Source organism: Martinezella hainanensis (assembly GCF_900094555.1).
GTDB classification, from domain to species: Bacteria; Pseudomonadota; Alphaproteobacteria; order Rhizobiales; family Rhizobiaceae; genus Rhizobium; species Rhizobium hainanense.
In genome coordinates this window covers 382240-407662 of the sequence record NZ_FMAC01000001.1, presented here as the reverse complement: position 1 = coordinate 407662, position 25423 = coordinate 382240, and the positions used below count along the sequence as shown (strand labels likewise).

20 protein-coding genes are annotated in these 25423 nt (G+C 59.9%); 19 read left to right on the top strand and 1 reads right to left on the bottom strand.

The window, feature by feature from the left end; translation table 11 throughout:
- The 10 genes from ftsL to murB all read left to right on the top strand — a co-directional run bounded on the left by ftsL (nucleotide 1) and on the right by murB (nucleotide 12658).
- Complete coding sequence (ftsL, locus tag GA0061100_RS01930; RefSeq protein WP_075850926.1) at nucleotides 1-522, top strand: cell division protein FtsL; 522 nt, start codon at nucleotides 1-3, stop codon at nucleotides 520-522.
- The gene (locus GA0061100_RS01925) at nucleotides 522-2276 is read left to right on the top strand and encodes a peptidoglycan D,D-transpeptidase FtsI family protein (protein WP_075850925.1); all 1755 of its coding nucleotides are present in this window, start codon (nucleotides 522-524) and stop codon (nucleotides 2274-2276) included. The genes ftsL and GA0061100_RS01925 overlap by 1 nt, the downstream gene beginning before the upstream one ends.
- 66 nt (nucleotides 2277-2342) lie before the next feature.
- Nucleotides 2343-3806, top strand: a complete 1464-nt coding sequence (locus tag GA0061100_RS01920) for a UDP-N-acetylmuramoyl-L-alanyl-D-glutamate--2,6-diaminopimelate ligase (RefSeq protein ID WP_075850924.1) — start codon at nucleotides 2343-2345, stop codon at nucleotides 3804-3806.
- Nucleotides 3803-5263: a UDP-N-acetylmuramoylalanyl-D-glutamyl-2,6-diaminopimelate--D-alanyl-D-alanine ligase gene (locus tag GA0061100_RS01915; protein ID WP_075850923.1), complete on the top strand. Its 1461-nt coding sequence runs from the start codon at nucleotides 3803-3805 to the stop codon at nucleotides 5261-5263. Before GA0061100_RS01920 ends, GA0061100_RS01915 begins: the two co-directional genes overlap by 4 nt.
- An 11-nt stretch (nucleotides 5264-5274) precedes the next feature.
- Nucleotides 5275-6396 (top strand): phospho-N-acetylmuramoyl-pentapeptide-transferase, encoded by a 1122-nt coding sequence (mraY, locus tag GA0061100_RS01910; RefSeq protein ID WP_075850922.1) that lies wholly within the window; start codon nucleotides 5275-5277, stop codon nucleotides 6394-6396.
- A 7-nt stretch (nucleotides 6397-6403) separates the two neighbouring features.
- Complete coding sequence (murD, locus tag GA0061100_RS01905; protein ID WP_075850921.1) at nucleotides 6404-7816, top strand: UDP-N-acetylmuramoyl-L-alanine--D-glutamate ligase; 1413 nt, start codon at nucleotides 6404-6406, stop codon at nucleotides 7814-7816.
- Nucleotide 7817: 1 nt separating this feature from the next.
- Nucleotides 7818-8972: a putative lipid II flippase FtsW gene (gene ftsW / locus GA0061100_RS01900; protein WP_015340353.1), complete on the top strand. Its 1155-nt coding sequence runs from the start codon at nucleotides 7818-7820 to the stop codon at nucleotides 8970-8972.
- Nucleotides 8973-9153: 181 nt separating this feature from the next.
- Nucleotides 9154-10275 carry an undecaprenyldiphospho-muramoylpentapeptide beta-N-acetylglucosaminyltransferase gene (gene murG, locus GA0061100_RS01895; protein ID WP_075850920.1) on the top strand — a complete coding sequence of 374 codons (1122 nt, stop codon included), beginning with the start codon at nucleotides 9154-9156 and terminating at the stop codon, nucleotides 10273-10275.
- Nucleotides 10272-11687, top strand: coding sequence for a UDP-N-acetylmuramate--L-alanine ligase (murC, locus tag GA0061100_RS01890; protein ID WP_075850919.1), 1416 nt, complete (start codon nucleotides 10272-10274; stop codon nucleotides 11685-11687). Before murG ends, murC begins: the two co-directional genes overlap by 4 nt.
- Nucleotides 11684-12658, top strand: coding sequence for a UDP-N-acetylmuramate dehydrogenase (gene murB, locus GA0061100_RS01885; RefSeq protein ID WP_075850918.1), 975 nt, complete (start codon nucleotides 11684-11686; stop codon nucleotides 12656-12658). Before murC ends, murB begins: the two co-directional genes overlap by 4 nt.
- A 92-nt stretch (nucleotides 12659-12750) precedes the next feature.
- On the opposite strand, the gene GA0061100_RS01880 is transcribed toward murB, so the two are convergent.
- A complete protein-coding gene (locus tag GA0061100_RS01880) occupies nucleotides 12751-14082 on the bottom strand; it encodes an MFS transporter (protein WP_075850917.1) in 1332 nt (443 codons plus the stop codon).
- Between the two features lie 255 nt (nucleotides 14083-14337).
- Here GA0061100_RS01880 and aqpZ point away from each other — a divergent pair, with 255 nt between their 5' ends.
- From aqpZ to GA0061100_RS01835, 9 genes are all read left to right on the top strand, one after another.
- On the top strand, nucleotides 14338-15024 hold the full coding sequence (aqpZ, locus tag GA0061100_RS01875; protein ID WP_075851845.1) for an aquaporin Z: 687 nt from the start codon (nucleotides 14338-14340) through the stop codon (nucleotides 15022-15024).
- 300 nt (nucleotides 15025-15324) lie between these two features.
- Entirely contained in the window at nucleotides 15325-16251 is a 927-nt protein-coding gene (locus tag GA0061100_RS01870) for a D-alanine--D-alanine ligase (RefSeq protein ID WP_075850916.1), read from the top strand.
- Nucleotides 16239-17171 (top strand): cell division protein FtsQ/DivIB, encoded by a 933-nt coding sequence (locus tag GA0061100_RS01865; protein ID WP_075850915.1) that lies wholly within the window; start codon nucleotides 16239-16241, stop codon nucleotides 17169-17171. Before GA0061100_RS01870 ends, GA0061100_RS01865 begins: the two co-directional genes overlap by 13 nt.
- Nucleotides 17168-18499, top strand: a complete 1332-nt coding sequence (gene ftsA, locus GA0061100_RS01860; RefSeq protein WP_075850914.1) for a cell division protein FtsA — start codon at nucleotides 17168-17170, stop codon at nucleotides 18497-18499. The genes GA0061100_RS01865 and ftsA overlap by 4 nt, the downstream gene beginning before the upstream one ends.
- A gap of 103 nt (nucleotides 18500-18602) precedes the next feature.
- Entirely contained in the window at nucleotides 18603-20339 is a 1737-nt protein-coding gene (ftsZ, locus tag GA0061100_RS01855) for a cell division protein FtsZ (RefSeq protein ID WP_075850913.1), read from the top strand.
- A 329-nt stretch (nucleotides 20340-20668) separates the two neighbouring features.
- On the top strand, nucleotides 20669-21625 hold the full coding sequence (gene lpxC, locus GA0061100_RS01850) for a UDP-3-O-acyl-N-acetylglucosamine deacetylase (protein ID WP_075850912.1): 957 nt from the start codon (nucleotides 20669-20671) through the stop codon (nucleotides 21623-21625).
- 290 nt (nucleotides 21626-21915) lie between these two features.
- Complete coding sequence (locus GA0061100_RS01845) at nucleotides 21916-22785, top strand: outer membrane protein assembly factor BamD (RefSeq protein WP_208621505.1); 870 nt, start codon at nucleotides 21916-21918, stop codon at nucleotides 22783-22785.
- Between the two features lie 12 nt (nucleotides 22786-22797).
- A complete protein-coding gene (gene recN, locus GA0061100_RS01840; RefSeq protein ID WP_075850910.1) occupies nucleotides 22798-24471 on the top strand; it encodes a DNA repair protein RecN in 1674 nt (557 codons plus the stop codon).
- A gap of 203 nt (nucleotides 24472-24674) precedes the next feature.
- Entirely contained in the window at nucleotides 24675-25307 is a 633-nt protein-coding gene (locus GA0061100_RS01835; RefSeq protein ID WP_075850909.1) for a DapH/DapD/GlmU-related protein, read from the top strand.
- Nucleotides 25308-25423: the final 116 nt, after the last annotated feature.

The window sequence follows — 25423 nt, the reverse complement described above, 5'->3', positions numbered from 1 at the left end:
ATGCTGAAGACCTTTGACATCGTGCTGATCGGCGTCATGACGGCCATGGCCAGCGTGACCTATACGATCAAGCATCGTGCCGAGCTGAAGCTGGAAGAGGTTCATCGCCTCGAATCCGAAATCAAGCTTGAGAGGGATACGATCGATCTCCTCAAGGCGGACTGGGCGCTGGTTTCCCAGCCGAACCGCCTCGAGCGTCTCGTCAATAACTATAATGGCGAACTTCAACTGCAGCCGACGCTCTCGACGGCGATCGTTCAGCCGAGCGAATTGCCGATGCTGCGCTCGCAGCTCCCGCCGCCAACGGTAACAGCCTCCAACGATCCGAAAAGCGGCAAGGCGGGTGGCGCCAAGAGCGGCGCATCGACCGCCTCGAGCAATGGCGATACGACGGATGCGCAGATCAGGAAGGCGATTGCCGATGTGGCCGCCGCTCCGGCGCCACGACCGAAACCGCCGGCTCTTGCCAAGCGTAAGAAGCCGGATGTCGACAACATGGCAACGGGATCGGTGAGGGAATAATGTCTTTTCTTTCTCGCATCATGGTCCTGAAGAGCAAGGCCCACTTCTCCACCGACGGCAACAACCGCCCAAGCGACGGATTCTCCCGTTCGAGCTTCGAGGGCGTGCGCAAACGCAAGTCCAATCAGGCAAAAAGCCGCGTCGTCCTGCTAGTGGCAAGCTTCGTTGCCGTCTACTGCGTGATCGGCGGCCGGCTTGCCCAGTTCGCCATGACATTGCCGGATATGACATCAAGCATTCTGCCGCCGGATCGTCTGATGGCCTCGCGTCCAGACATCGTCGACCGCAACGGCGCGCTGCTTGCAACAGACATCCGCACCGTCTCGCTGTTTGCCGAGCCGAACAAGATCATCGACGTAGATGAGGCCGTCGAGGAGCTGCGCAAGGTCTTGCCAGATCTCGATACCAAGTCGACCTATAAGAAGCTTTCAGCAAAATCCTCGCACTTCGCCTGGTTGCGTCGGCAGCTAACGCCGAAGCAGCAGAGCCAGATTCTGGCGCTCGGCATTCCCGGCATCGGCTTCCGCCCCGAGAAGCGCCGCTTCTATCCGGGCGGTACGACCGCTCCTCACATCCTGGGTTACGTCAATATCGACAATCGCGGCGTTGCCGGAATGGAGAAATATATCGACGATCAGGGGCTTGCCGATCTCGCTGCCGCCGGCATGACCAACGATCAGCCGCTGCAGCCGGTGAAGCTTTCGATCGATCTGCGTGTGCAAGGCATTGTCCGCGATGCGGTCGTCAACGCCGTCAAGAATTTTCAGGCCAAGGGCGCAGGTGCCGCGGTCCTCGACGTCCACACTGGCGAGGTTCTCGGCATGGCCTCGGCTCCCGACTTCGATCCCAACTATCCGAACGAGGGCGCTACCGAAGGCTGGCTCAACCGCATGACGAACGGCACGTTCGAAATGGGGTCGACCTTCAAGACCTTCACCATGGCCATGGCGCTCGATGATGGCAAGGTGACGTTGCGTGATGCCTTCGATGCGACTAATCCGATCCGCATCGGTGGTTTTACCATCAAGGATTTCCACGGCCAGCGTCGCGTTTTGACCGTTCCTGAAATCTTCCAGTACTCCTCGAACATCGGCACGGCCAAGATCGCCGATATCGTCGGTATCGAAGGCCATAAGGAATTCCTCACCCGTATCGGTCTGCTCTCGAAGATGCAGACCGAATTGCCCGAGGTGAAAATGCCGTCGCAGCCGCGCGTCTGGAAGAAGATCAATTCTATCACGATCTCCTTCGGTCACGGTGTCTCGACGACACCACTGCAGACAGCTGTCGCGGGAGCGGCGCTCGTCAATGGCGGTAAGCTGATCGAGCCGACCTTCCTGCCGCGCACGCGCGACCAGGCCGACGCCATCGCCAAGATGGTCGTCAAAAAGAGTACCAGCGATGACGTGCGCTTCCTGCTCGAGTTCAACGGCACCAGGGGCTCGGGTCGCAACGCCCGCGTTCCCGGCTACAATGTCGGCAGCAAGACCGGCACGGCCGATAAGGTGGTCAACGGCCGGTATTCCAATACGCTGAACTTCAACACCTTTATGGCCGTGTTTCCGATCGACAATCCGCAATACATCGTCATGACCTTCATCGACGAGCCGAAGAGCGGCGAGCGCGGCGGCGGGACGATTTCGGCCTTCACGGCCTTGCCGATCGCCCGTGATATCGTCGCCCGCGCGGCGCCGATTCTCGGGGTGCAGCCCAGTTTTGGAAAAGATGACTCGGCCTTGCTGGCGTCTTATTAAGCGTGAAAGAATACACACGTCGATTCGCGAGGGGCGGACTGATCGAGAAGGCGAAAAGTACATTCGATGAACTTGCGGGATATTGCCGGAAATACGTTTCCGGAACTCAACACACAAATTGGCGGGGCGCTTGGCGATCTTGAGATAAGCGGGATCTCCGCGGACAGCCGAAAGGTAGCGCCGGGGATGGCATTTGTCGCCGTCGCCGGGACGAAGGCCGACGGCGCAAGTTTCATCGCCGATGCCGTTGCGCGCGGTGCCTCCGTCATCGTTGCAAGCCACGACGCCGGTGCCGGCAATGTGCCATTGCTGCAGGTTGGCGAGCCGCGCCGGTTTCTCTCAGTTGCCGCTTCCCGCTTCTACGGACGCCAGCCCGAAACCATGGTGGCGGTGACGGGAACGGCCGGGAAGACCTCGGTTGCTTCCTTTACACGCCAGATCTGGGCCTATGCCGGTCATCCGGCCGCGATGATCGGCACGACCGGTGTCGTTTCGCCGACCCGTAACGAATATGGTGCGTTGACGACGCCCGACCCGGTGTCACTGCACAAGCTGCTGGCCGAACTTGCTGACGAGGGTGTCACGCATGCGGCCATGGAAGCATCCAGCCACGGCCTCGACCAGTTCCGGCTCGATGGCGTGAAGCTCGCCGCTGCTGCCTTCACCAATCTTGGCCGTGACCACATGGACTACCATCCGACGGTCGAGGACTATATGGCCGCCAAGATGCGGTTGTTTCGGGATTTGCTGCCAAAGGGCTCGCCGGCCGTCATTTTTGCCGATGATGCCTGGTCCCCTCAGGCAATCGCCGCCGCCCGCGATGCGGGGCATGATGTCCGCACTGTCGGGCGCAAGGGCGATTTTTTGACGTTGAAGCGCGTCGAGCACTTCCGCCACAAGCAGATCGCCGAGGTTCATGTCGGCGACGACATCTTTGAAGTTCATATCCCACTGGCCGGCGATTTTCAGATCGCGAATGCGTTGGTTGCAGCTGGTCTTGCCATCTCGACCGGCGTTGCTGCACCAGTCGCCATGGCGGCACTTGAGAAGCTCGTCGGTGCGTCGGGCCGGCTGGAGCTGGTCGGGCATACGCATGACGGCGCGCTTGCCTATGTTGACTATGCCCACAAGCCGGATGCGCTTGAGAACGTTCTGAATTCAGTGCGGCCGTTCACGACGGGCCGCGTCATCGTCGTCTTCGGCTGTGGCGGCGACCGCGATCGCGGCAAGCGTCCGATCATGGGCGAGATCGCCTGCCGTCTTGCTGATGTCGTCGTCGTTACCGACGATAATCCACGCTCGGAAGATCCGGCAACGATCCGTGAGGAAATCATGACGGCTGCAGCCTGCGCGACCGAGATCGGTGATCGCGCCGAAGCGATCCGCAAGGCAGTCGGACTGCTGAAATCCGGCGACACGCTGATCGTCGCCGGTAAGGGGCATGAGGAAGGTCAGACGATCGGCGGCGTGACGCTGCCGTTCTCCGACCATGCCGAATTGCGCAAAGCATTGGAGGATTTGAAGTCTTGAGCTGGTTATGGACAACTGAGGATTTGATCGCTGCAATCTCTGGCCGCTCCTTCGGAGCATTGCCCGAGGGCATTACGGGCATTTCCATAGACAGTCGTTCCATCCAGCCGGGCGAGGCTTTTTTCGCCATCAAGGGTGATCGCGTCGACGGTCACGACTATGCCAATATCGCCATGGCGAACGGCGCAGCCTTCATCGTCATCAGCGAGGCGCGCCTGCCGGCAATGGGCAGTCTGACCGTGCCGAAGGTGGTCGTGGATGATGTCCTGGCGGCGCTTGCACGGCTCGGTGTTGCCGCCCGCAAGCGTACGCGGGCGAAGATTATCGCCGTCACCGGTTCGGTCGGCAAGACGACGACCAAGGAGATGCTGCGCCGTGCGCTGACGCCATCAGGCAAGGTGCACGCCTCCGTTGCCTCCTTCAACAATCATTGGGGTGTTCCGCTGACTTTGGCGCGCATGCCCGAGGACACCGATTTCGGCGTTTTCGAGATCGGCATGAACCATCCCGAAGAGATCAGGCCGCTCGTCAAGATGGTGCAGCCTCATGTGGCGATCATCACCACGATCGCGCCGGCCCATCTCGGCAATTTCAATAGCATCACCGAAATTGCCGCCGCGAAGGCGGAAATTTTCGACGGTGTCGTGCCGGGCGGCCATGCCATTCTCAATCATGACAACGATCAGTTCGAGATGCTGGAAAAGGCTGCGGTGGCGGCCGGCATCGAGCATGTGCATAGCTTCGGCCAGCACGCGAAGGCCGATGTGCGCCTCGCGGAGTTCAATGCTTCGGAGGAAAATTCGACGCTTTGGCTGACGATCGGCGGCGAGACGATGGAAGTGGCGCTTGGCGCACCTGGCCGCCATATCGCGGAAAATGCACTTGCCGTGCTCGGCGCGGTCATGCTCGTGGAAGCCGATCTCGATCAGGCGGTCGATGCGCTGGCCGACCTGCAGCCCGAAAAGGGCAGGGGTCAACGCCACAAGCGCGCGATCGGCAACGGCTACTTCACGGTGATCGACGAGAGCTACAACGCCAATCCGGCATCGATGCGCGCGGCCATCGCGCTGCTGGCGACGACATCGCCGCATGCAGGGCCAGGCGGACGGCCGGGCAGGCGAGTCGCCATGCTCGGCGACATGCTGGAAATGGGGGATTACGCTCAGCGCGTGCATGCCAACCTTGCCGGGCCGCTACTTGCGGCCGGCATCGAGCATGTCTGGCTGGCGGGTCCGGAGATGGCGGCTTTGAGGGATGAGCTGCCGGAAAGTGTTCATGTCGAATATCACGAGACGACTGAGGAGCTCTCGGAATTCGCGCTCAATTCTGTCGCCCCCGGCGATGTCTTGATGGTGAAATCGTCGCTGGGAATGGGGTTTGGAAAGATCATTGCGGGTTTGCTTGACAAGTTTCCCGCATTTTCCGACACGGGCCTCCACACCCATCAGGGGCTTTAGAAAGGGCTCTTATGCTGATCTGGCTTGCCGAACTGTCGGACCATATTCATTTTTTCAGTACCCACTTCAGATTCCTCAATCTGTTCAGATACATCACGTTCCGTACCGGCGGTGCCCTGTTCACGTCAGCGTTGATCGTTTTTCTCTTCGGGCCGCGAATCATCGCCTCCTTGCGCGTACGTCAGGGTAAGGGGCAGCCGATCCGCGCCGATGGTCCGCAGACGCATTTCAAGAAGGCCGGCACCCCGACCATGGGCGGCCTGATGATCCTCGCCGGCATCGTCGTCTCGTCGCTGCTTTGGGCTGATCTCGCCAATGTCTATGTCGTTGCCACCCTGCTTGTGACGCTCGGCTTCGGCGCGATCGGCTTCTATGACGACTATCTCAAGGTGACCAAGCAGAGCGACAAGGGTTTTTCCGGCCGCGCGCGTCTTGGCATTGAATTCGTGATTGCCGCGATTGCCGTCTATTTCATGATGACGACCGCGCTGTCCTCCGGCCCGGCCGGTTCGACCTTCGGCTCGTCTGTCGCCTTCCCCTTCTTCAAGAGCCTGCTGCTCAATCTCGGCATGTTCTTCGTGTTCTTCGGTGCATTCGTCATCGTTGCCGCCGGCAATGCCGTCAACCTGACGGACGGTCTCGACGGGCTCGCGATCGTGCCTGTGATGATTGCGGCCGCTTCCTTCGGCATCATCTCCTATCTCGCGGGCAACTTCGTCTTTGCCGACTATCTGGCGATCAATTTCGTGCCTGGCACGGGTGAGCTTGCCGTTGTTCTCGGTGCTGTCATCGGGGCGGGTCTTGGCTTTCTCTGGTTCAATGCGCCCCCGGCCGCCATCTTCATGGGCGACACGGGCTCTCTGGCACTCGGCGGCATGATCGGCTCGGTTGCGGTTGCCACCAAGCACGAGATCGTCATGGCGATCATCGGCGGCCTCTTCGTGCTTGAGGCGCTTTCCGTCATCATCCAGGTCGGCTTCTTCAAAATGACCAAGCGCCGTGTCTTCCTGATGGCGCCGATCCACCATCACTTCGAAAAGAAGGGTTGGACGGAAAGCCAGGTCGTCGTGCGGTTCTGGATCGTCGCCGTCATCCTGGCGATGATCGGCCTCTCCACTCTGAAGCTGCGGTGAGGCAAGAATGATCCCCGTCACCACGCTGAACGGAAAGAAGGTCGCTCTCTTCGGCCTCGGCGGCTCCGGCTTTGCGACGGCGCGCGCGCTTGTCGCCGGTGGCGCTGATGTGACTGCCTGGGACGACAATCCGGACAGTGTGGCCAAGGCGGCTGTGGAGGGAATAAAGGTCGCCGATCTCAGGACGATCGACTGGAATGGTCTTTCGGTCTTCGTTCTGTCGCCCGGCGTGCCTCTGACGCATCCGAAGCCCCATTGGACCGTCGATCTTGCCCACGCAGCCGGTGTCGAGATTATCGGCGATGTCGAGCTTTTCGTGAGGGAGCGGCGGGCACATGCGCCGGATTGCCCGTTCATCGCCATTACCGGAACGAACGGCAAATCGACGACGACGGCGCTGATCGCCCACATCCTGCAATCGAGCGGTCGCGACACGCAGCTCGGCGGCAATATCGGTACCGCAGTGCTGACGCTCGATCCGCCAAAGGCGGGCCGTTTTTATGTCGTCGAGTGCTCGTCCTATCAGATCGACCTGGCGCCGACGCTCAACCCGTCTGCCGGCATTCTGCTGAACCTGACGCCCGATCATCTCGATCGCCATGGCACGATGCAGCATTATGCCGATATCAAGGAGCGGCTCGTCGCCGGCAGTGATATTGCCGTCGTTGGCATCGATGATAGCTATTCCTCCCTGATCGCCGACCGTATCGAACGGGCGGGCGGCAAGGTGATGCGGATTTCGCGCAGGCATGCTTTGGCGGATGGTCTTTATGCCGAGGGCAGCCGCATCCTGCGGGCATCGAACGCTGCGGCGAGCGAGATCGCCAATCTCGACGGCATCCAGACCTTGCGCGGCAGCCACAACGCGCAGAATGCGGCGGCGGCCATAGCGGCCTGCCTTGCCGTCGGCGTTTCGGCCGAGGAGATCCGAGCCGGGCTGAAATCGTTCCCCGGCCTCAAGCATCGCATGCAGCCGGTCGGAAAGCGCGGCCGTGTAGTCTTCGTCAATGATTCCAAGGCGACCAATGCGGATGCGGCCGCACCCGCACTTTCAAGCTATGAGAATATCTACTGGATCGCTGGCGGCCTGCCGAAAGAGGGCGGGATCACCAGCCTTGCGCCGCTCTTTTCGCGCATAACCAAGGCCTATCTGATCGGTGAGGCGGCACCTGCCTTCGCCGCGACGCTCGGCGATCAGGTGCCCTATGAAATTTCGGGCACGCTGGAGCGCGCCGTTGCGCATGCTGCCGCGGACGCAGACAGGGACGAACATGAGTCGGCTGCGGTGATGTTGTCACCGGCTTGCGCAAGCTTCGATCAGTATAAGAATTTCGAGGTCAGGGGCGACGCCTTCGTCAGCCATGTCGCTGCGATCGATGGTGTCACCATGCTGATCGGTTCAGCAGCTGGAGGCAAATGATATGGTAAGCCGCGTTGAACGTGGGGCCTTGGCCGAGTGGTTCTGGACCATCGACCGCGTATTTCTCGCCCTTTTCATCCTCTTGATCGGCATCGGTTTCATGCTGTCCTTCGCGGCGTCGCCCGCGGTGGCGGAGCGCATCGGGCTCGAGCCGTTCCACTTCGTCAAACGTCACGCCCTGTTCCTCGTCCCGGCGATCGCGGCGATGATCGGCATTTCCTTCATGACGCCCAGACAGGTGCGTAGGACTGCCGTCATCCTGCTGATCGTGTCGCTGGCGATGATGCTTTTCGCGCTTTTCTTCGGTATCGAAGTCAAGGGCTCGCGGCGTTGGGTCAATATTGCGGCCTTGTCGATCCAGCCTTCGGAATTCATGAAGCCTGCTTTCGTCGTCGTCTGCGCCTGGCTGTTTTCCGAACATGCGCGCCAGCCCGAGATTCCTGGCAATCTCTTCGCCATCATTCTTTTCGGCATTGTCGTTGCCTTGCTTGTCGCGCAACCTGACCTTGGTCAGACGATCCTGACGACCGCCGTCTGGGGCGGCATGTTCTTCATGGCCGGCATGCCCTGGCTGTGGATCATCGTGCTCGGTGGTCTTGGCGCAGGCGGTTTCGTCACCGCTTATTACGTCTTCGATCACGTCGCTCAACGTGTGAACAAGTTCCTGACGGGCGAGGGCGATACCTTCCAGGTCGACACCGCCAAGGAAGCGATCGTTCACGGCACCTGGTTCGGCGTCGGTCCTGGTGAAGGTACCGTCAAGCGCATCATCCCGGATGCCCATACCGACTTTATCTTCTCGGTTGCGGCCGAGGAGTTCGGTGCCATCTTCTGTATGGTACTCGTGCTGATCTTCGCCTTCCTCGTGCTGCGCGGCCTGTCGCACGCCTATAAGGAAAAGAACGACTTCAACCGCTTCGCCGTCGCCGGCCTCGTGCTGCAGATCGGTATCCAGTCGATCATCAACATCGGCGTGAACCTGCAGCTGCTACCGGCCAAAGGCATGACCCTGCCGCTTATTTCCTATGGTGGCTCGTCGATGACCGCGATCTGCGTGACAGCAGGCTTCATCCTGGCGCTGACGCGTCACAGGCCGGAAAAACGGGCGCAGGATCGTACCATGTTCCGGGTGACGCATGGTTTGCCGGCGGAGTGATCGTCTTGGAACTGCCGTTTATTTGCTCTTCATATCTCCCGCCTGCTCCTCATTCTGCGGTCGCTTTTCACAAAGCGTCAGTCTATGAGGAAGGCTTGGCCCGCGCCGATGACGCGGTCGAGGCAGCTTCCTATATTAGGGAGATGCCCCGAGTAGTGGGGTATTCGCGGGAGCGAAAATTATGAGTAAAGGCATTGTCCTTCTTGCCGCCGGCGGAACCGGCGGTCACGTTTTTCCGGCCGAGGCGCTGGCCTACAAGCTGAAGGAGCGCGGCTATTCTGTGCACCTCGTCACCGACAGCCGTGCTGAACGTTACGCCGGCAAGTTTCCGGCCGATGAGATCCATGTCGTGCCCTCGGCAACGATCGGTTCGAAGAACCCCGTGAAGGTCGCGAGCGCCCTCTGGACGCTGTGGACCGGCATGCGCGCAGCGCGCAAACTGATCCAGCGCCTCAAGCCCGTCTGCGTCGTCGGATTCGGCGGTTATCCCACGGTTCCGCCGCTTCTGGCCGCGACGCGCATGGGCGTACCGTCCATGCTGCACGAGCAGAATGCTGTGATGGGCCGCGCCAACAAGATGCTGGCGACGCGCGTGCGTGCGATTGCGGGCGGCTTCCTCACGGACAACGGCGCGTTTGCCGAGAAGACGGTGACGACGGGCAATCCTGTGCGCCCGGCTGTCATCGAAGCTGCCAAGCGTCCTTATATGCCGTCCGGACCGGAAGATCCGTTCAATCTGGTGGTATTCGGCGGCAGCCAGGGTGCACAGTATTTCTCGAAGGCCGTTCCGACCGCGATCAGCCTGCTTGAAGAGCCGCTGCGCAAGCGCCTGCGGATCACCCAGCAGGTGCGCCCCGAGGACATGGAGACGGTCAACAGCTGCGCAAGAAAGCTCGACATGGGTGCCGATGTCGCGCCGTTCTTCAATGATATGGCCGAGCGTATCGGCGCTGCGCATCTGGTTCTCTGCCGCTCCGGTGCCTCCACGGTCTCCGAGCTTGCGGTCATCGGACGCCCGGCGATCCTGGTTCCCTATCCGCATGCGCTCGATCACGATCAGGCGGCCAATGCCGCGGCATTGGCTGCAACCGGCGGCGTGAAAGTTATCGCGCAGTCGGAACTGACGTCGGAGAAACTTTCCACCATTCTGCGCGGCGCCATGACCATGCCGGAAAAGCTCGCAAAGATGGCTGCATCAGCCAAGCAGGCGGGCAAGCCGGATGCGGCAAACTTGCTTGCCGACATGGTTGAGGCTATTGCCGCGGGACGTTCAATTCAGCAATTCAAGGGGGCAGGCGCATGAAGCTGCCGAAGGCAATCGGCCTTGTGCATTTTATCGGTATTGGTGGCATCGGAATGAGCGGCATTGCCGAGGTGTTGCATAACCTCGGCCATCGCGTGCAGGGTTCCGATCAATCGGAGAGCGCCAACGTGCAGCGGCTGCGCGACAAGGGCATTCCGGTCCATATCGGCCACAAGGCTGAGAACCTCGGCGATGCCGAAGTCGTTGTTGTCTCTACGGCCATCAAGAAGAGTAATCCCGAGCTCGTCGCCGCGCGTGAAAAGCTGCTGCCGGTCGTGCGCCGTGCCGAAATGCTGGCCGAGTTGATGCGTTTCCGCAATGCCATCGCCATTGGCGGCACGCATGGCAAGACGACAACGACCTCGCTCGTGGCGACGCTGCTCGAAGCCGGCGGCCTTGACCCCACAGTCATCAATGGCGGCATCATCAATGCTTACGGCACCAATGCACGCATGGGCGCTGGCGAGTGGATGGTGGTCGAGGCCGATGAATCCGATGGCACCTTCCTGAAGTTGCCTGCCGACGTCGCCGTCGTCACCAATATCGATCCGGAACATCTGGATCATTACGGCAATTTCGATGCCGTGCGTGCCGCCTTCCGGCAGTTCGTCGAGAATGTGCCATTTTACGGTTTCGGCGTGATGTGCATCGACCATCCGGAAGTGCAGTCGCTGGTTGGCCGCATCGAGGACCGCAAGGTCATCACCTACGGCGAAAATCCGCAGGCGGACGTGCGTTTCTCAAATGTGCGCATTGATGGCACGCGCTCGCTATTCGATATCGAAATCCGAAGGCGCCGCACGGGCAAAGTGATCCAGATCAAGGATCTCGTCATGCCGATGCCGGGCCGTCACAACATTTCCAATGCAACGGCTGCAGTTGCCGTCGCCAACCGGCTCGGGATTTCGAGCGAGGCGATCGCCAAGGGGCTAGCGTCCTTCGGCGGTGTCAAACGCCGCTTCACGCTGACCGGCGAATGGAACGGGGTCAAGGTCTTCGATGACTATGGCCATCACCCCGTCGAAATCAAAGCGGTGCTGAAGGCGGCGCGTGAAGCCTGCAAGGGCCGCATCATCGCCGTTCATCAACCACACCGCTATACGCGCCTGTCGAGCCTCTTCGAAGAATTCGCCGCCTGCTTCAACGATGCCGACAGCATTTTCCTGGCGCCTGTCTATGCCGCCGGCGAAGATCCGATCGAGGGCGTAGATTCACAGACGCTGGTTTCGCGCATCAAGGCCAGTGGTCATCGCGATGCACGCTATCTGCAGTCACAGGAAGATCTTGCCGTCATGGTTGCAGAGATTGCGCGACCAGGTGATTTTGTGGTTCTCTTGGGAGCTGGCAGCATCACATATTGGGCAGCATCATTGCCAAAGGAATTGGAAGGCCTCTCGGGTAAGTCCGCATGAAACAGGTAGATGGGGAAAAGCTTCTGGCGTCGCTCGGCGACGGTGTAAGGGACATCAGGGGACGGCTGACGCCGGATGCTCCGATGGATCGTGTGACGTGGTTCCGCGCCGGTGGGCTGGCGGAACTGATGTTCCAGCCGCATGATACGGACGATCTCATCGCATTTCTGAAGATCCTGCCGGAAGACGTGCCGCTGACGGTCGTCGGCGTGGGCTCGAACATATTGGTGCGTGATGGCGGCATTCCCGGCGTTGTCCTCAGGCTTTCGGCCAAGGGTTTCGGTTCCGTCGAGCTTGCTGGCGAGAACCGCATCCTGGCCGGCGCGATATGCCCGGACAAGCATGTCGCAGCCATGGCGATGGACAACAGCATAGGCGGTTTCCATTTTTACTATGGCATTCCGGGGAGTATCGGCGGTGCTGCACGGATGAATGCAGGCGCCAATGGCGCCGAAACCCGCGAGCGTGTCATTGAGGTCCATGCGGTCGACCGTAAGGGTGACAAGCACGTCCTGACCAACGCCGAGATGGGCTACTCCTATCGTCACTCCGATGCTTCCGAAGATCTGATCTTCACGCATGTCCTTTTCGAAGGCTACCCGGAAGATCGAGCCAAGATTCGCGCGGAGATGGATGCGGTGCGCGCTCATCGCGAAACGGTGCAGCCGGTACGCGAAAAGACTGGCGGCTCAACCTTCAAGAATCCGGACGGTCTTTCTGCCTGGAAGCTGATCGACGAGGCGGGTTGCCGCGGTCTGGTTATCGGTGGCGCGCAGATGTCGTCGCTGCACTGCAACTTCATGATCAACATGGAGCAAGCCACAGGCTACGATCTGGAGTATCTCGGCGAGCAGGTGCGTCGCGAGGTTTTCGAAAAATCCGGTGTCAAGCTGGAATGGGAAATCAAGCGCCTCGGCCACTTCATGCCGGGCCGGGAAGTCCGTCCGTTCCAAGGTGTGACGACGGAGTAGGTCCGGGCTGCAATTGGCACCAACCTCCTAAAATGAATCAAGAAAAAGGCCGGGTTTTCACCCGGCCTTTTCAATTGCTTATGCTTGTTTGCTCAGATTTCGTCATTGCCCGAGAGCAGGATGCCGATCAGCGAGAGCATTGCTGCGCCGGCGAGGTAATAGCCGACATAGACCAGGCCATAGTTGGTCGCGAGCCAGGTGGCGATATAGGGCGCCAGCGACGCGCCTACGATGCCGCCAAGATTGAAGGTCATCGACGCGCCGGTATAGCGCACGGTGGTCGGGAAGGGGGCCGCCAGCGCGGCGCCGATCGGACCATAGGTGAAGCCCATCAGAGCGAGACCGATGATCGAGCAGGCGAAGGCGCCGGCAAGGCCAGCCGTCAGCAGCGACGAATAGAACAGGCCGAAGATCAGGATGCCGATCGTCGTCAGGATGAGAACCAGACGGCGTGAATAGCGATCCGACAACAGGCCCGAGAGCGGGATCATCAGGCCGAAGAAGACGACGCCGACGAGCTGGACGACGAGGAACTGACCCTGCGAATAGCCGAGACCGGCCGGCAGCGGACCGTTGCCCGGAGGCCTGGTGCCCCAGCTGAGCGTAAACGCCGTCATCAGATAGAACAGCACGAAGGTAGCGACCGCGATGATCGTGCCGAGAATCAAGCTGCGGAAATGCGAGCGGAAGATGACTGCGATCGGAACGGAAACCCGCTCTTCCTTCTCGATAGCCCGCTGGAATTCCGGGGTTTCGGTGATCTTCAGGCGGACATAGAGACCGACGGCAACCAGCACGATGCTGATCAGGAAGGGAACGCGCCAGCCATAGCTCAAAAAGTCCGCATCGGCCATGGTTTCGCGCAGGATGAGGAACAGGCCGGCCGAGAGGATGAAGCCGATCGGTGCGCCGAGCTGCGGGAACATGGCATACCAGCTGCGCTTGCCTTCCGGAGCGTTTTCCGTGGCGAGCAGCACCGCGCCGCCCCATTCGCCGCCGAGGCCGAGACCCTGACCGAGGCGGCAAAGCGCCAGCAGAATCGGTGCGAGAACGCCGATCGATTCATAGGTCGGCAGCAGGCCGATCACGATCGTCGACAGGCCCATGGTCATCAAAGCTGCGACCAGCGTCGCCTTGCGGCCGATTCTGTCGCCGAAATGGCCGAAGATCATCGCGCCGATGGGGCGAGCGAAGAAGGCGATGGAGAAGGTGGCAAAGGACTGCAGCGTCGCCGACGTCGGGTCGCTTGCCGGGAAGAACAGCTTCGGGAAGACGATAACCGCCGCCGTTGCATAAACATAGAAATCGAAAAATTCGATCGTTGTGCCGATGAGGCTCGCGATCAGAACACGTGCCGGGGAATTCGCAACAGCATTGTTCGATGACGAGGGGGTCGGCGATAAGGGAGATATCGCGTCAGTCATGTTCCCACCAATTCAGATGATGCTAAGGCGCGCTTAGCGGATAAAAATTGTCCTTAGCGTAATTTTTGTTCAACGCAAACGCTAACTGCGCAAGAAATCAGCGGTTGCGTGCTATTATTTTGCCGTAATTGTTGATTCGTGAGCAATCAGTCGGGCGTTTGTTATTGGAGAGGCGTGCTCCGGCGAGTCCTTGCCGGAATCTTTTTCACCAATGGCCGATTCTCGCTTGGATTGCGGGCTGAGGAGAAGGGTTTCATGCAGAAAAAACTCATCGCTGAGTTTCTTGGGACGTTTTGGCTCGTATTTGGCGGCTGCGGCAGTGCAATCTTTGCAGCGGCATTTCCGAGCCTTGGTATCGGTTTTCTAGGTGTTGCCTTTGCGTTTGGTCTGACCGTGCTGACTATGGCTTTTGCCGTCGGCGGCATATCGGGAGGACACTTCAATCCGGCTGTTTCGGTCGGCCTGACCGTCGCTGGCCGCTTTCCCGGCGGGCAGCTCATTCCCTATATCATCGCGCAAGTGATCGGTGCGATCGTCGCGGCGGCGGTGCTCTATCTGATTGCCAGCGGCAAGGCTGATTTCCAGCTCGGCGGCTTTGCGGCGAATGGCTACGGGGAACATTCCCCTGGTGGCTATTCCATGGTGTCGGCATTGGTGGCCGAGATCGTGCTGACCCTATTCTTCCTGGTCGTGATTCTGGGGTCAACGAGCAGCAAGGTGCCGGCCGGCTTCGCGCCGATCGCCATCGGCCTGGCGCTGACGCTGATCCATCTGATCTCGATTCCGATCACCAACACGTCGGTCAATCCGGCCCGTTCGACGGGGCAGGCCCTGTTCGTCGGTGGTTGGGCTCTGCAGCAGCTTTGGCTGTTCTGGGTCGCGCCCATCGTCGGCGGAGCGTTGGGTGGACTCGTCTGGAAACTGGTCGACGACAGCGAGTGATATCGGTGTCATTTTAAAGCCTTGCGCCCCGCATCGATCCCTTGATGCGGGGCTTATTGTTTAAAAAAATCTAAATGTAGCAATTTCAAAAGTAGCAACTCCATGATTCCAATGGCAGAATTCTTTAAGTCGGTTTGATTCGAACCATTCGGCCATCGCCAGGACGGCGGAAAGTTAACGAAAGTAAACGCTTCATTAACCTTAATGTCGTTCTAATCGGCCTATTGAAAGCGGGGCGAGAATCGCGGTTAGGCGAAGCCCTGCAAACGCAAAGTAGAGACCGTGGAGTCGGGGGTATTGATGGGTGGCAAGCATGTGGCTGTCCTTTTGGGCGGATTTTCCTCGGAGAGGCCCGTCAGCCTTTCTTCGGGAAAGGCATGTGCCGATGCCCTCGAAGCGGAAGGCTTTCAGGTTACTCGTGTCGATGTCGATCATGACGTCGCGAGCCGTCTGGCCGAGCTGAAGCCCGATGTCGTCTTCAATGCGCTACATGGGCCTTTCGGTGAGGATGGCACCATTCAGGGCATTCTGGAGTATCTGCAGATCCCCTATACGCATTCCGGCGTGCTTGCCTCCGCTCTTGCGATGGACAAGTCCCGTGCGAAAACGGTTGCGGCGGCGGCGGGCATTCCGGTTGCCAGCTCAATCGTCATGGACCGCTTCGCTATTGTCGGTGAACATCCGATGAAGCCGCCTTATGTCGTCAAGCCGGTGCGCGAGGGTTCGAGCTTCGGTGTTGTTATCGTCAAGGAAGATCAGGCGCATCCACCGCAGATCGTCACGTCCTCCGAATGGCGTTATGGCGACGAGGTGCTTGTGGAGCGCTATATTTACGGGCGTGAGCTGACTTGCGGTGTCATGGATGGCAAGGTTCTCGGCGTTACGGAGATCGTGCCGCTCGGCCACAGCTTCTATGATTATGACGCCAAGTACGCCAAGGGTGGGTCAAAACATGTCTTGCCGGCGGAAATTTCACCGAATCTTTACCAAAACATACAAACATTATCGTTAAGGGCGCATGAAGCTATCGGCTGCCGCGGTGTTAGTCGATCTGACTTCCGTTTTGACGATCGCTTTTCCGAAGAGGGCGAACTTGTCTGGTTGGAAATCAATACCCAGCCCGGCATGACTCCTACCTCCCTGGTGCCTGAAATGGCCGCGCATGCCGGCTACTCTTTTGGTGAATTTCTCCGGTGGATGGTGGAGGACGCGTCTTGTTTGCGCTGACGGTCAAAAATATGAGGCGGTCCCGTCATCGCGTCCCGCTCGCCATCGACGACGTTGAGGACGCGTTCGTCCTGCCGCGTCCGCTGCGTCGCGCTGTTCGTTTCCTGGTGAGCCTCGGCTCGGGTCGCATCAATATTCCGGCTCACACGGGTACGGTTTCCGCCCTGGTTCTCCTTGCGGCGACCGGCCTTTACGGCATGTCCGTCGGCGGTCATACCCAGGCCGTGGCGGAGGCAACGACCTCTGCCGCGGGTTTCGCGATCGAGGATGTGAAAGTTTCCGGCAATGACGAGACCTCCGAAATCGAAATCCTGCAGCTGCTCGGTCTCGACGGCACGACCTCGCTCGTCGCCCTGAATGCCGATGCGGCCCGCCAGAAGATTGCGAATCTGCCGTGGGTTCAGAATGTCGAGGTTCGCAAGGTCTATCCGCGGACCGTCGAGGTGAGGCTGAAGGAGCGCAAGGCCTATGCGATCTGGCAGCACGGTTCAGAGCTTTCGCTGATCCAGAAGGACGGTAGCGTGATTGCGCCGCTGCGCGACAACAAATTTGCAAAGCTGCCACTCTTCGTCGGTCGCGATGCCGAAACCGCAGCTGCCTCCATCGACGACCAGTTTGAAAAATGGCCCGATGTTCGCAGTCATGTGAAGGCTTTCGTGCGCGTCGCCGGCCGTCGCTGGGATCTCTATCTGGATAGCGGCGTGATCATCAAATTGCCGGAAGACAATATCGATGGTGCGCTCGCGCGGCTGACCAAGCTCGACAAGGACGAAAACCTTCTCGAGCGCGATATCGCTGCCATCGATCTTCGTATCGATGATCGTACCGCCATTGAGTTAACTCCGGATGCCGCAGTTCGTCGCCAGGCCGCAGTCGATGCAAGAAACAAGGCTTTGAAGAAAGCAGGTCAGGATACATGAGCTTATTCGGTTCGTCCCATTTCGGCCTGCCTCGGTTGAAACCGCTATCTTCGAAGCGGTCGCATATCGTGTCGGTCCTCGACATCGGCTCGACGAAGGTCGTCTGCATGATCGGCCGGCTGACACCGCGCGAGGAGAGCCAGGTTCTCCCGAACCGCACACACAATATCGAGATCATCGGTATCGGCCATCAGCGCTCCCGCGGCATCAAGACCGGCGTGATTGCCGATCTCGACGCCCTGGAAGGGGTTGTCCGGCTTGCAGTCGATGCCGCAGAGCGTATGGCTGGCCTCACTGTCGACAGCCTGATCGTCAACGTCTCGGCCGGCCGCCTCGGCAGCGATATCTACACCGCGACCATCGATCTCGGCGGTCAGGAAGTCGAAGCCAATGACCTGAAGAAGGTTCTGGCCGCGGCCTGCCAGCAGTCGGTTCGCCAGGAGCGCGCCGTGCTGCATTCGCTGGCGACGGGTTACTCCCTTGATGGCGAGCGCGGCATCCGCGATCCGTTGGCGATGTTCGGCGATGCACTTGGTGTCGACATGCATGTGGTGACGGCAGAGCGTGCAGCGCTTCGCAATCTCGAGCTCTGCATCAACCGCGCGCATCTTTCGGTCGAAGGCATGGTGGCAACGCCTTATGCCAGTGGCCTTGCGGCCCTCGTCGACGACGAAGTCGAGCTCGGCTGCGCCGCGATCGATATGGGCGGCGGCACGACGACGATCTCGGTCTTTGCCGAGGGCAAGCTGGTGCATACCGATGCCGTCAGCCTTGGCGGCCACCATGTCACCACGGACCTTGCCCGCGGCCTTTCTACCCGTATCGAGGATGCGGAGCGGCTGAAGGTCGTTCACGCCTCGGCGCTCGCGAATTCTTCCGAAGAGCGCGAACTGATTTCCATCCCGCCGATCGGCGAAGATGAGCGTGACCAGCCGACGCAGGTGCCGAAGGCGCTTGTATCGCGCATCGTCAAGGCTCGCATCGAGGAAACCCTCGAGCTCATTCGCGATCGCATCCAGCGTTCGGGCTTCAGCCCGATCGTCGGCAAGCGCGTCGTCCTGACCGGCGGTGCCAGCCAGCTGACCGGCTTGCCCGATGTGGCGCGTCGGGTTCTTGCCCGCAATGTCCGCATCGGTCGTCCGATGGGCGTGTCTGGTCTGCCGACGGCAGCCAAGGGGCCGGCTTTTTCGACAGCGGTCGGTCTGATGATCTATCCGCAGGTCGCAGACATGGAAACACATGCGCCGAGCAGCGGTCTGCTCTCGTCGTTTGGGGGTAACAACAGCCGGATCGGCCGCGTCGGCCAATGGCTGAAAGAGAGTTTCTGAGTGCCTGATCCCGGAAATTCAGTCCGGGGCAAGCATCAGGCAAGTGAAATCGAGTGAATTGGCCGGCGTGGCGATGCGGCCATAAAGAGAAGGAACGGGTACAATGACTATCAAGCTGCATAAGCCAGATATCACCGAGCTTAAGCCGCGAATCACCGTGTTCGGTGTTGGTGGCGGTGGCGGCAATGCCGTCAACAACATGATCACGGCAGGCTTGCAGGGCGTCGATTTCGTCGTCGCCAACACCGATGCGCAGGCGCTGACCATGACGAAGGCGGAGCGGATCATCCAGCTCGGCGTCAACGTCACGGAAGGTCTCGGCGCCGGCTCGCAGCCGGAAGTCGGTCGTGCAGCTGCCGAAGAGTGCATCGATGAGATCATCGATCACCTGAACGGTACGCATATGTGCTTCGTTACCGCCGGCATGGGCGGTGGCACGGGTACGGGTGCTGCACCGGTCGTTGCGCAGGCCGCTCGCAACAAGGGCATCCTGACCGTTGGCGTCGTTACCAAGCCGTTCCACTTCGAAGGCGGTCGCCGCATGCGTCTCGCCGAAATGGGCATCCAGGAACTGCAGAAGTCGGTCGACACGCTGATCGTCATTCCGAACCAGAACCTCTTCCGCATCGCAAACGACAAGACGACTTTCGCCGACGCGTTCTCGATGGCCGACCAGGTTCTCTATTCGGGCGTTGCCTGCATCACCGACCTGATGGTGAAGGAAGGTCTCATCAACCTCGACTTCGCCGACGTCCGTTCGGTCATGCGCGAAATGGGCCGCGCCATGATGGGTACCGGCGAAGCTTCCGGCCAGGGCCGTGCAATGCAGGCTGCCGAAGCCGCAATTGCCAACCCGCTGCTCGACGAAACCTCGATGAAGGGCGCACAGGGCCTGCTGATCTCGATCACCGGTGGTCGCGATCTGACCCTGTTCGAAGTCGACGAAGCCGCGACCCGCATCCGCGAAGAAGTCGACCCCGACGCCAACATCATCCTCGGCGCCACCTTCGACGAATCGCTTGAGGGCATCATCCGCGTTTCCGTCGTCGCAACGGGCATCGACCGCGCGATGAACGAAGCTGCCGATCGGGGTATGGAATTCCGCCCGGCCGCAAAGCCCGCTATGCGTCCTTCCGCGGCCGCCGCTCCGGTAGCGGCCGCAGCTCAGCCTGCCCATGTCGCGCAGGCCCCGATCGCACAGGCTGCCGCTCCGGCTCCTCGTACCGTGGATCCGGTTGCTCAGACCATTCGTGCGGCAGAGGCCGATCTGGAGCGCGAACTGGAATTCCAGATGGGCCGCCAGGCACAGGTCCAGCAGCAGCCGGTCATGCCGCAGGCCGCAGCGCCGGAAGATAATTTCCGTCCGCAGAGCCGCATCTTCGCAGCCGCTCCGGAAGCTCAGCCGGTCCGTCAGGCCCCGGTTCAGCCGCAGCAGCAGGCGCCTGTCATGCATCAGCAGCCGGTCATTCGCCAGGCTCCCGAGCAGGTCCGCATGCCGAAGGTCGAGGATTTCCCGCCGGTCGTTAAGGCCGAAATGGAACACCGCGCCCAGCCGGCTGTCGCCCAGGCGACCGAAGAGCGTGGTCCGATGGGTCTGCTGAAGCGAATCACCAATTCGCTCGGCCGCCGCGAAGAAGATCCGGCTTTCGACGACATGATGGCTCCGACGAACAACGCCGCTCCGCAGCAGCGTCGTGCACCGTCGCCGGAAGCAAGCCTCTATGCTCCGCGTCGCGGCAATCTCGACGATCACGGTCGCCAGGCTCCGCAGGCGCGCATGGCAAGCCATGAGGACGATCAGCTCGAGATTCCGGCCTTCCTGCGCCGCCAGTCGAACTGACCCGCAATGGGCAGCCTTTTAATAGGTTGCTAACCATCCTGATAAAATCCGGGGCCGCAAGACCCCGGATTTCCTTATTTTATACCTGTTGTCATATTTAAAATTATCCAATGAATTCAATCGGCTGCTTTCGTAACAAAACGAAAGAAACAGTGATTTGGAATGAGATGCCCTGGCGCGTATGTAGATACCAAGCAAGCCCGCTGAATCACATTCGATGACGAATGTATGTGAGGTGCGTGGCATAGTTAACAGACTGAACCGGCGATAAGGGTAAGTGTCCGAAGATGACCGCCCGGCCTGGATCAGATAGACGAAGGCAGAATTACATGGCAATTGGATTGCTTGGTTTTCAGACCACCATTGCAAACCCTGTGACACTTTCCGGTATTGGCGTTCATTCCGGTGCCAACGTGTCGATTACCTTCTATCCCGCCGAAGCCGGCACCGGTGTCGTTTTCCAGCGCCTGCACGATAATGGCGATGTGACCGAACTTCGCGCCGTTTCCTCGCAGGTCGGCAATACGGATCTCTGCACGGTTCTCGGTTTTTCTCCGGCGCGCTCTGTCGCAACGGTCGAGCACGTCATGGCAGCAATCTACGCGATCGGCCTCGATAACGTCGTCGTCGAGGTGTCCGGTGCGGAAATGCCAATCATGGACGGCAGCTCTTATCCCTTCATCGAGGCGATCGAGCAGGTGGGCATCGTCTCGCTCGGCGTCAAGCGTCGCTACATCCGTGTCATCAAGCCGGTGCGGATCGAAGCCGGCGGCTCCTGGTGCGAGTTCCGCCCCTATGACGGCACGCGCTTCGAAGTCGAGATCGATTTCGAATGCCCGCTGATCGGCCGCCAGAAGTGGGAAGGCGATCTGACCGCCGAGACCTTCAAGGCAGAACTGTCGCGCGCTCGTACCTTCGGCTTCATGCGCGATGTCGAGCCGCTCTGGGCCTCGGGCCATGCGCTGGGTTCGTCGCTGGAAAATTCCGTCGTCATCTCGGATGACAACACTGTCATCAACGTTGAAGGCCTGCGTTACCCCAAGGATGAATTCGTCCGCCACAAGACGCTTGATGCCGTCGGCGATCTGGCTCTGGCCGGCGCACAGTTCATCGGTTGCTACCGTTCCTATCGTGGCGGTCATCGCATGAATGCGAATGCCCTGAAGGCATTGCTTAGCGACGCTTCGGCTTACGAGGTCGTCGAAACCTCTGCGCCGCGTCAGCGTGGTCACGGTCGCGAGTTCATCGCAGTCAACGCTCCTGAATTCGCTCCCTGGTCGGCGTGATTTTTTCGGGATTGGAATGAGAAAAAGCAGCCGCTCTGATGAAGGGCGGCTCTTTTTTTGACGGACGACTCATTGGGTTCGTCTTCGGTCGCGAGGTGGCGGCAGGATGGTGCGGGCCGATATGGGAAATGCCTGTCAAAACAGTGATTAAAGGCTGCGGATATGCAGTCTTTGCCACAAAAATGCGTTAATGCACCATCAATGCGTTGCCCTGATGGTGTTTTTGCGGCTAGAAACGCCAGCGAGAGAGAACGCCGTCTCCGCAACGACGGCTATGGGACAGTCATCCGATGGGTTTTGCAAGGTCTGAACGCATGAATATCACAGCACGGGCTTTGCTCGTATCGCTCCTTCTGGCCGGTACCGGTGCGGTGGTGACGGGGTGTAATACGAAAAAGGATATCGACATCACCAAGCTCGGTGTCGAGACCGATCCGCCGGAGATGCTCTACAATCAGGGCCTGGCCAATATCAAGGCTGGCAACATGACGGAAGCCGGCAAGAAGTTCGATGCCATCAACCAGCAGCAGCCCTTCTCCGAGTGGGCGCGCAAGGCATTGGTGATGAGCACCTTCGTGAAGTACCGTACAGGTCGCTATGATGACGCGGTGCAGACCGGCAATACCTATCTCAAGCAATATCCGGGCTCGGAAGACGCCGATTACGTGCAGTACCTGGTCGGTTCGTCCTATGCCAAGCAGATCGTCGACGTCACGCAGGACCAGCGTGCGGCACAGCAGACGATCGAGGCGATGACCAAGCTGGTCAATACCTATCCGAAGTCGCAATATGTCAGCGACGCTCAGGAAAAGATCCGCTTCGCCCGCGACCAGCTCGCCGGCAAGGAAATGCAGATCGGCCGTTATTATCTGGAGCGCAAGGATTACCTCGCAGCAATCTCGCGCTTCCGTATTGTGGTGGAGCAGTATCCGACGACAAACCAGATCGAAGAAGCTCTGGCGCGACTCGTCGAGGCCTATTATGCGATGGGTATCGTACCCGAAGCGCAAACGGCAGCTGCCGTTCTCGGACACAACTATCCGGACAGCCGCTGGTATAAGGACTCTTATCAGCTGCTGCAGAAGGGTGGCGTGGAGCCGAGCGAAAATTCGGGCTCGTGGATTTCCAGAGCGGGCAAGAAACTTCTTCTTGGGACGTGAGATTGAGCGAAGATGCTGATCCAGCTTTCGATCCGCGATATCGTTTTGATCGAGCGGCTGGATCTTGCCTTCGAGTCCGGACTTTCGGTGTTGACCGGCGAGACGGGTGCGGGCAAATCCATCCTGCTTGACAGTCTGTCGCTGGCCCTTGGCGGGCGCGGCGATGGCGGGCTTGTGCGCCATGGCGAAGATCGCGGTCAGGTGACAGCGGTTTTTGACGTCGACACGCAGCATCCCGCCCGCAAACTCCTGCGCGAAAACGACATCGACGATGACGGGGACCTGATTTTCCGCCGGGTCCAATCGGCAGACGGCCGAACCAAGGCTTTTGTCAATGATCAGGCGCTCAGCGTTCAGCTCATGCGCCAGATCGGGCAGCTCCTCGTCGAAATTCATGGTCAGCACGATGATCGTGCACTCGTCGACACGGATGCGCATCGCACTTTGCTCGATGCCTTCGCCAATCTCGCCGATGAAGCGCAGGACGTCGGCAGGCTCCACAAGGTCTGGCGCGATACCGATCGCACGCTGAAAAAGCACAGGGAGCAGGTGGAACGGGCCGCTCGCGAGGCGGATTATCTCCGCGCCTCCGTCGAGGAGCTGGAAAAGCTCTCGCCACAGGATGGCGAAGAGGACGAACTTGCCGAGAAGCGCTCGCGAATGATGAAGGCCGAGCGCATCGCCGGCGATATAGCCGAGGCTTCCGAATTCCTCAATGGCAACGCATCGCCCGTGCCGCATATCGCGTCGCTGGTGCGCCGACTGGAGCGCAAGAGCCATGAAGCGCCCGGCCTGCTGGAAGATACCGTCGCACTGCTCGACGCCGCTCTCGACCAGCTTTCCAACGCGCAGATGGAAGTCGAGACTGCGCTGCGCAAGACGGAATACGATCCGCGCGAACTGGAGCGCGTTGAGGAGCGTCTGTTCGCGTTGCGCGCAGCCTCGCGCAAATATTCGGTGCCTGTCATCGAATTGCCGGCATTGGTGCAGCGCATGATTTCTGATCTTGCCGATGTCGACGCTGGCGAAGAGCGGCTGGCCCGGCTCGATGCCGAGCTTGCCGCCGCCAAGACGGAATACGATGTTGCCGCTCGCAGCCTGTCGGAGAAGCGCCGTCATGCTGGCGAGGCGCTTGCTGCGGCTGTCATGGCGGAATTGCCGGCCCTGAAGCTTGAGCGCGCGCGTTTCATGGTGGAGATAACAAGCGATCCCGAAGCCGGGACGGCGGATGGCATCGATGTCGTCGAATTCCATGTGCAGACCAATCCCGGTACACGTCCAGGCCCGATCACCAAGGTCGCGTCAGGGGGCGAGCTGTCGCGTTTCCTTCTGGCGTTGAAGGTTGCGCTTGCCGATCGCGGCTCGGCGCCGACCCTTGTCTTCGACGAAATCGACACCGGCGTCGGCGGTGCGGTCGCGGATGCGATCGGCCAGCGGCTGAAACGGCTGTCCGATCGCGTGCAGGTGCTGTCGGTCACCCACGCACCTCAGGTCGCAGCCCGCGCTGCAACGCATCTGCTGATCTCCAAGGGACCGGTCGCGGACGGCTCGGAAAAGATTTCCACGCGCGTCGCCACCATGGAACCGAAGGATCGTACCGAGGAAATCGCCCGCATGCTCGCGGGCGCTTCGGTGACCGAAGAGGCGAGGGCGGCTGCCAAGCGCCTGTTGGCAGGCAACGGTTGATCGTTTCCTGCGGTGCTGTCCATGCAGCAAATGCCAGCGACTACCTGCCCGAAGCGGATATAGCAGCAAGGCCAGCTGCTATGGCTGCGACGCGCCTGAACTGCGTCGTCTGTCGCTGACATCTCGCTTCGGTCTTTCGACGATCTTGCGTCATATATCCTTCATCGTCCCCGGTTAGGCAGGCCAGAATCCGGAGACTGCCAATGCACTCGACTGCACAGCCAAATCGCCCCAAAATCGCGGAAACCGTCATTCACTCGACGGCGAGCATAAGGGATTCGAGCATCGGCAGATGCTGTGAGATTTTGGCGGACACATCTCTGCACACGGTAGAGCTCGGGGATTTCTCCTATTTGGGGCCGCGCTGCATTGTCGGTGATGCAACGATTGGAAAGTTCTGCGCCATCGCGACAGAGGTCAGGATTGGCGCTCCCAATCACCCGATGGACCGCCCGTCCATGCACCGCTTCACCTACTGTCCGGAATATTACTCGGCTGATGCTGTGCGGGACCATGCTTTTTTCGATCGGCGAAAGGAAGATCGTGCTGTCATCGGCAATGATGTCTGGATCGGTCACGGCGTGATTGTTTTGCCGGGCGTCAAGGTTGGAAACGGTGCCGTGCTCGCGGCAGGTGCAGTCGTCACCAAAGATGTCCAACCATATACGATTGTCGGTGGTATTCCCGCCAAATTCATTCGAGAGCGGTTCACGCGAACCGTCGCAGAGAGACTTATTTCCATCGCCTGGTGGGATTGGCCTTTCGAAACCATCATGGGGCGGCTCGCCGATTTTCAGTCAAGCGACATCGAAGCCTTTTGCGAGCGCTGGTCCTGATCCGCTCCTGGCGACTTTGCGGTCAGCGTTTGGCCCGGTTGCTTTGCGGAAACGGGTGCAATGCCCTCACAATGGGGGCTGAAGGACAGCGGCACGACACAGCTTGCCACTGCGGT

Coding starts and splice junctions, on each gene's coding strand:
- ftsL (WP_075850926.1), top strand. CDS start 1: ATGCTGAAGACCTTTGACATCGTGCTGATCGGCGTCATGACGGCCATG.
- GA0061100_RS01925 (WP_075850925.1), top strand. CDS start 522: ATGTCTTTTCTTTCTCGCATCATGGTCCTGAAGAGCAAGGCCCACTTC.
- GA0061100_RS01920 (WP_075850924.1), top strand. CDS start 2,343: ATGAACTTGCGGGATATTGCCGGAAATACGTTTCCGGAACTCAACACA.
- mraY (WP_075850922.1), top strand. CDS start 5,275: ATGCTGATCTGGCTTGCCGAACTGTCGGACCATATTCATTTTTTCAGT.
- murD (WP_075850921.1), top strand. CDS start 6,404: ATGATCCCCGTCACCACGCTGAACGGAAAGAAGGTCGCTCTCTTCGGC.
- ftsW (WP_015340353.1), top strand. CDS start 7,818: ATGGTAAGCCGCGTTGAACGTGGGGCCTTGGCCGAGTGGTTCTGGACC.
- murG (WP_075850920.1), top strand. CDS start 9,154: ATGAGTAAAGGCATTGTCCTTCTTGCCGCCGGCGGAACCGGCGGTCAC.
- murC (WP_075850919.1), top strand. CDS start 10,272: ATGAAGCTGCCGAAGGCAATCGGCCTTGTGCATTTTATCGGTATTGGT.
- murB (WP_075850918.1), top strand. CDS start 11,684: ATGAAACAGGTAGATGGGGAAAAGCTTCTGGCGTCGCTCGGCGACGGT.
- GA0061100_RS01880 (WP_075850917.1), bottom strand. CDS start 14,082: ATGACTGACGCGATATCTCCCTTATCGCCGACCCCCTCGTCATCGAAC.
- aqpZ (WP_075851845.1), top strand. CDS start 14,338: ATGCAGAAAAAACTCATCGCTGAGTTTCTTGGGACGTTTTGGCTCGTA.
- GA0061100_RS01870 (WP_075850916.1), top strand. CDS start 15,325: ATGGGTGGCAAGCATGTGGCTGTCCTTTTGGGCGGATTTTCCTCGGAG.
- ftsA (WP_075850914.1), top strand. CDS start 17,168: ATGAGCTTATTCGGTTCGTCCCATTTCGGCCTGCCTCGGTTGAAACCG.
- ftsZ (WP_075850913.1), top strand. CDS start 18,603: ATGACTATCAAGCTGCATAAGCCAGATATCACCGAGCTTAAGCCGCGA.
- lpxC (WP_075850912.1), top strand. CDS start 20,669: ATGGCAATTGGATTGCTTGGTTTTCAGACCACCATTGCAAACCCTGTG.
- GA0061100_RS01845 (WP_208621505.1), top strand. CDS start 21,916: ATGGGTTTTGCAAGGTCTGAACGCATGAATATCACAGCACGGGCTTTG.
- recN (WP_075850910.1), top strand. CDS start 22,798: ATGCTGATCCAGCTTTCGATCCGCGATATCGTTTTGATCGAGCGGCTG.
- GA0061100_RS01835 (WP_075850909.1), top strand. CDS start 24,675: ATGCACTCGACTGCACAGCCAAATCGCCCCAAAATCGCGGAAACCGTC.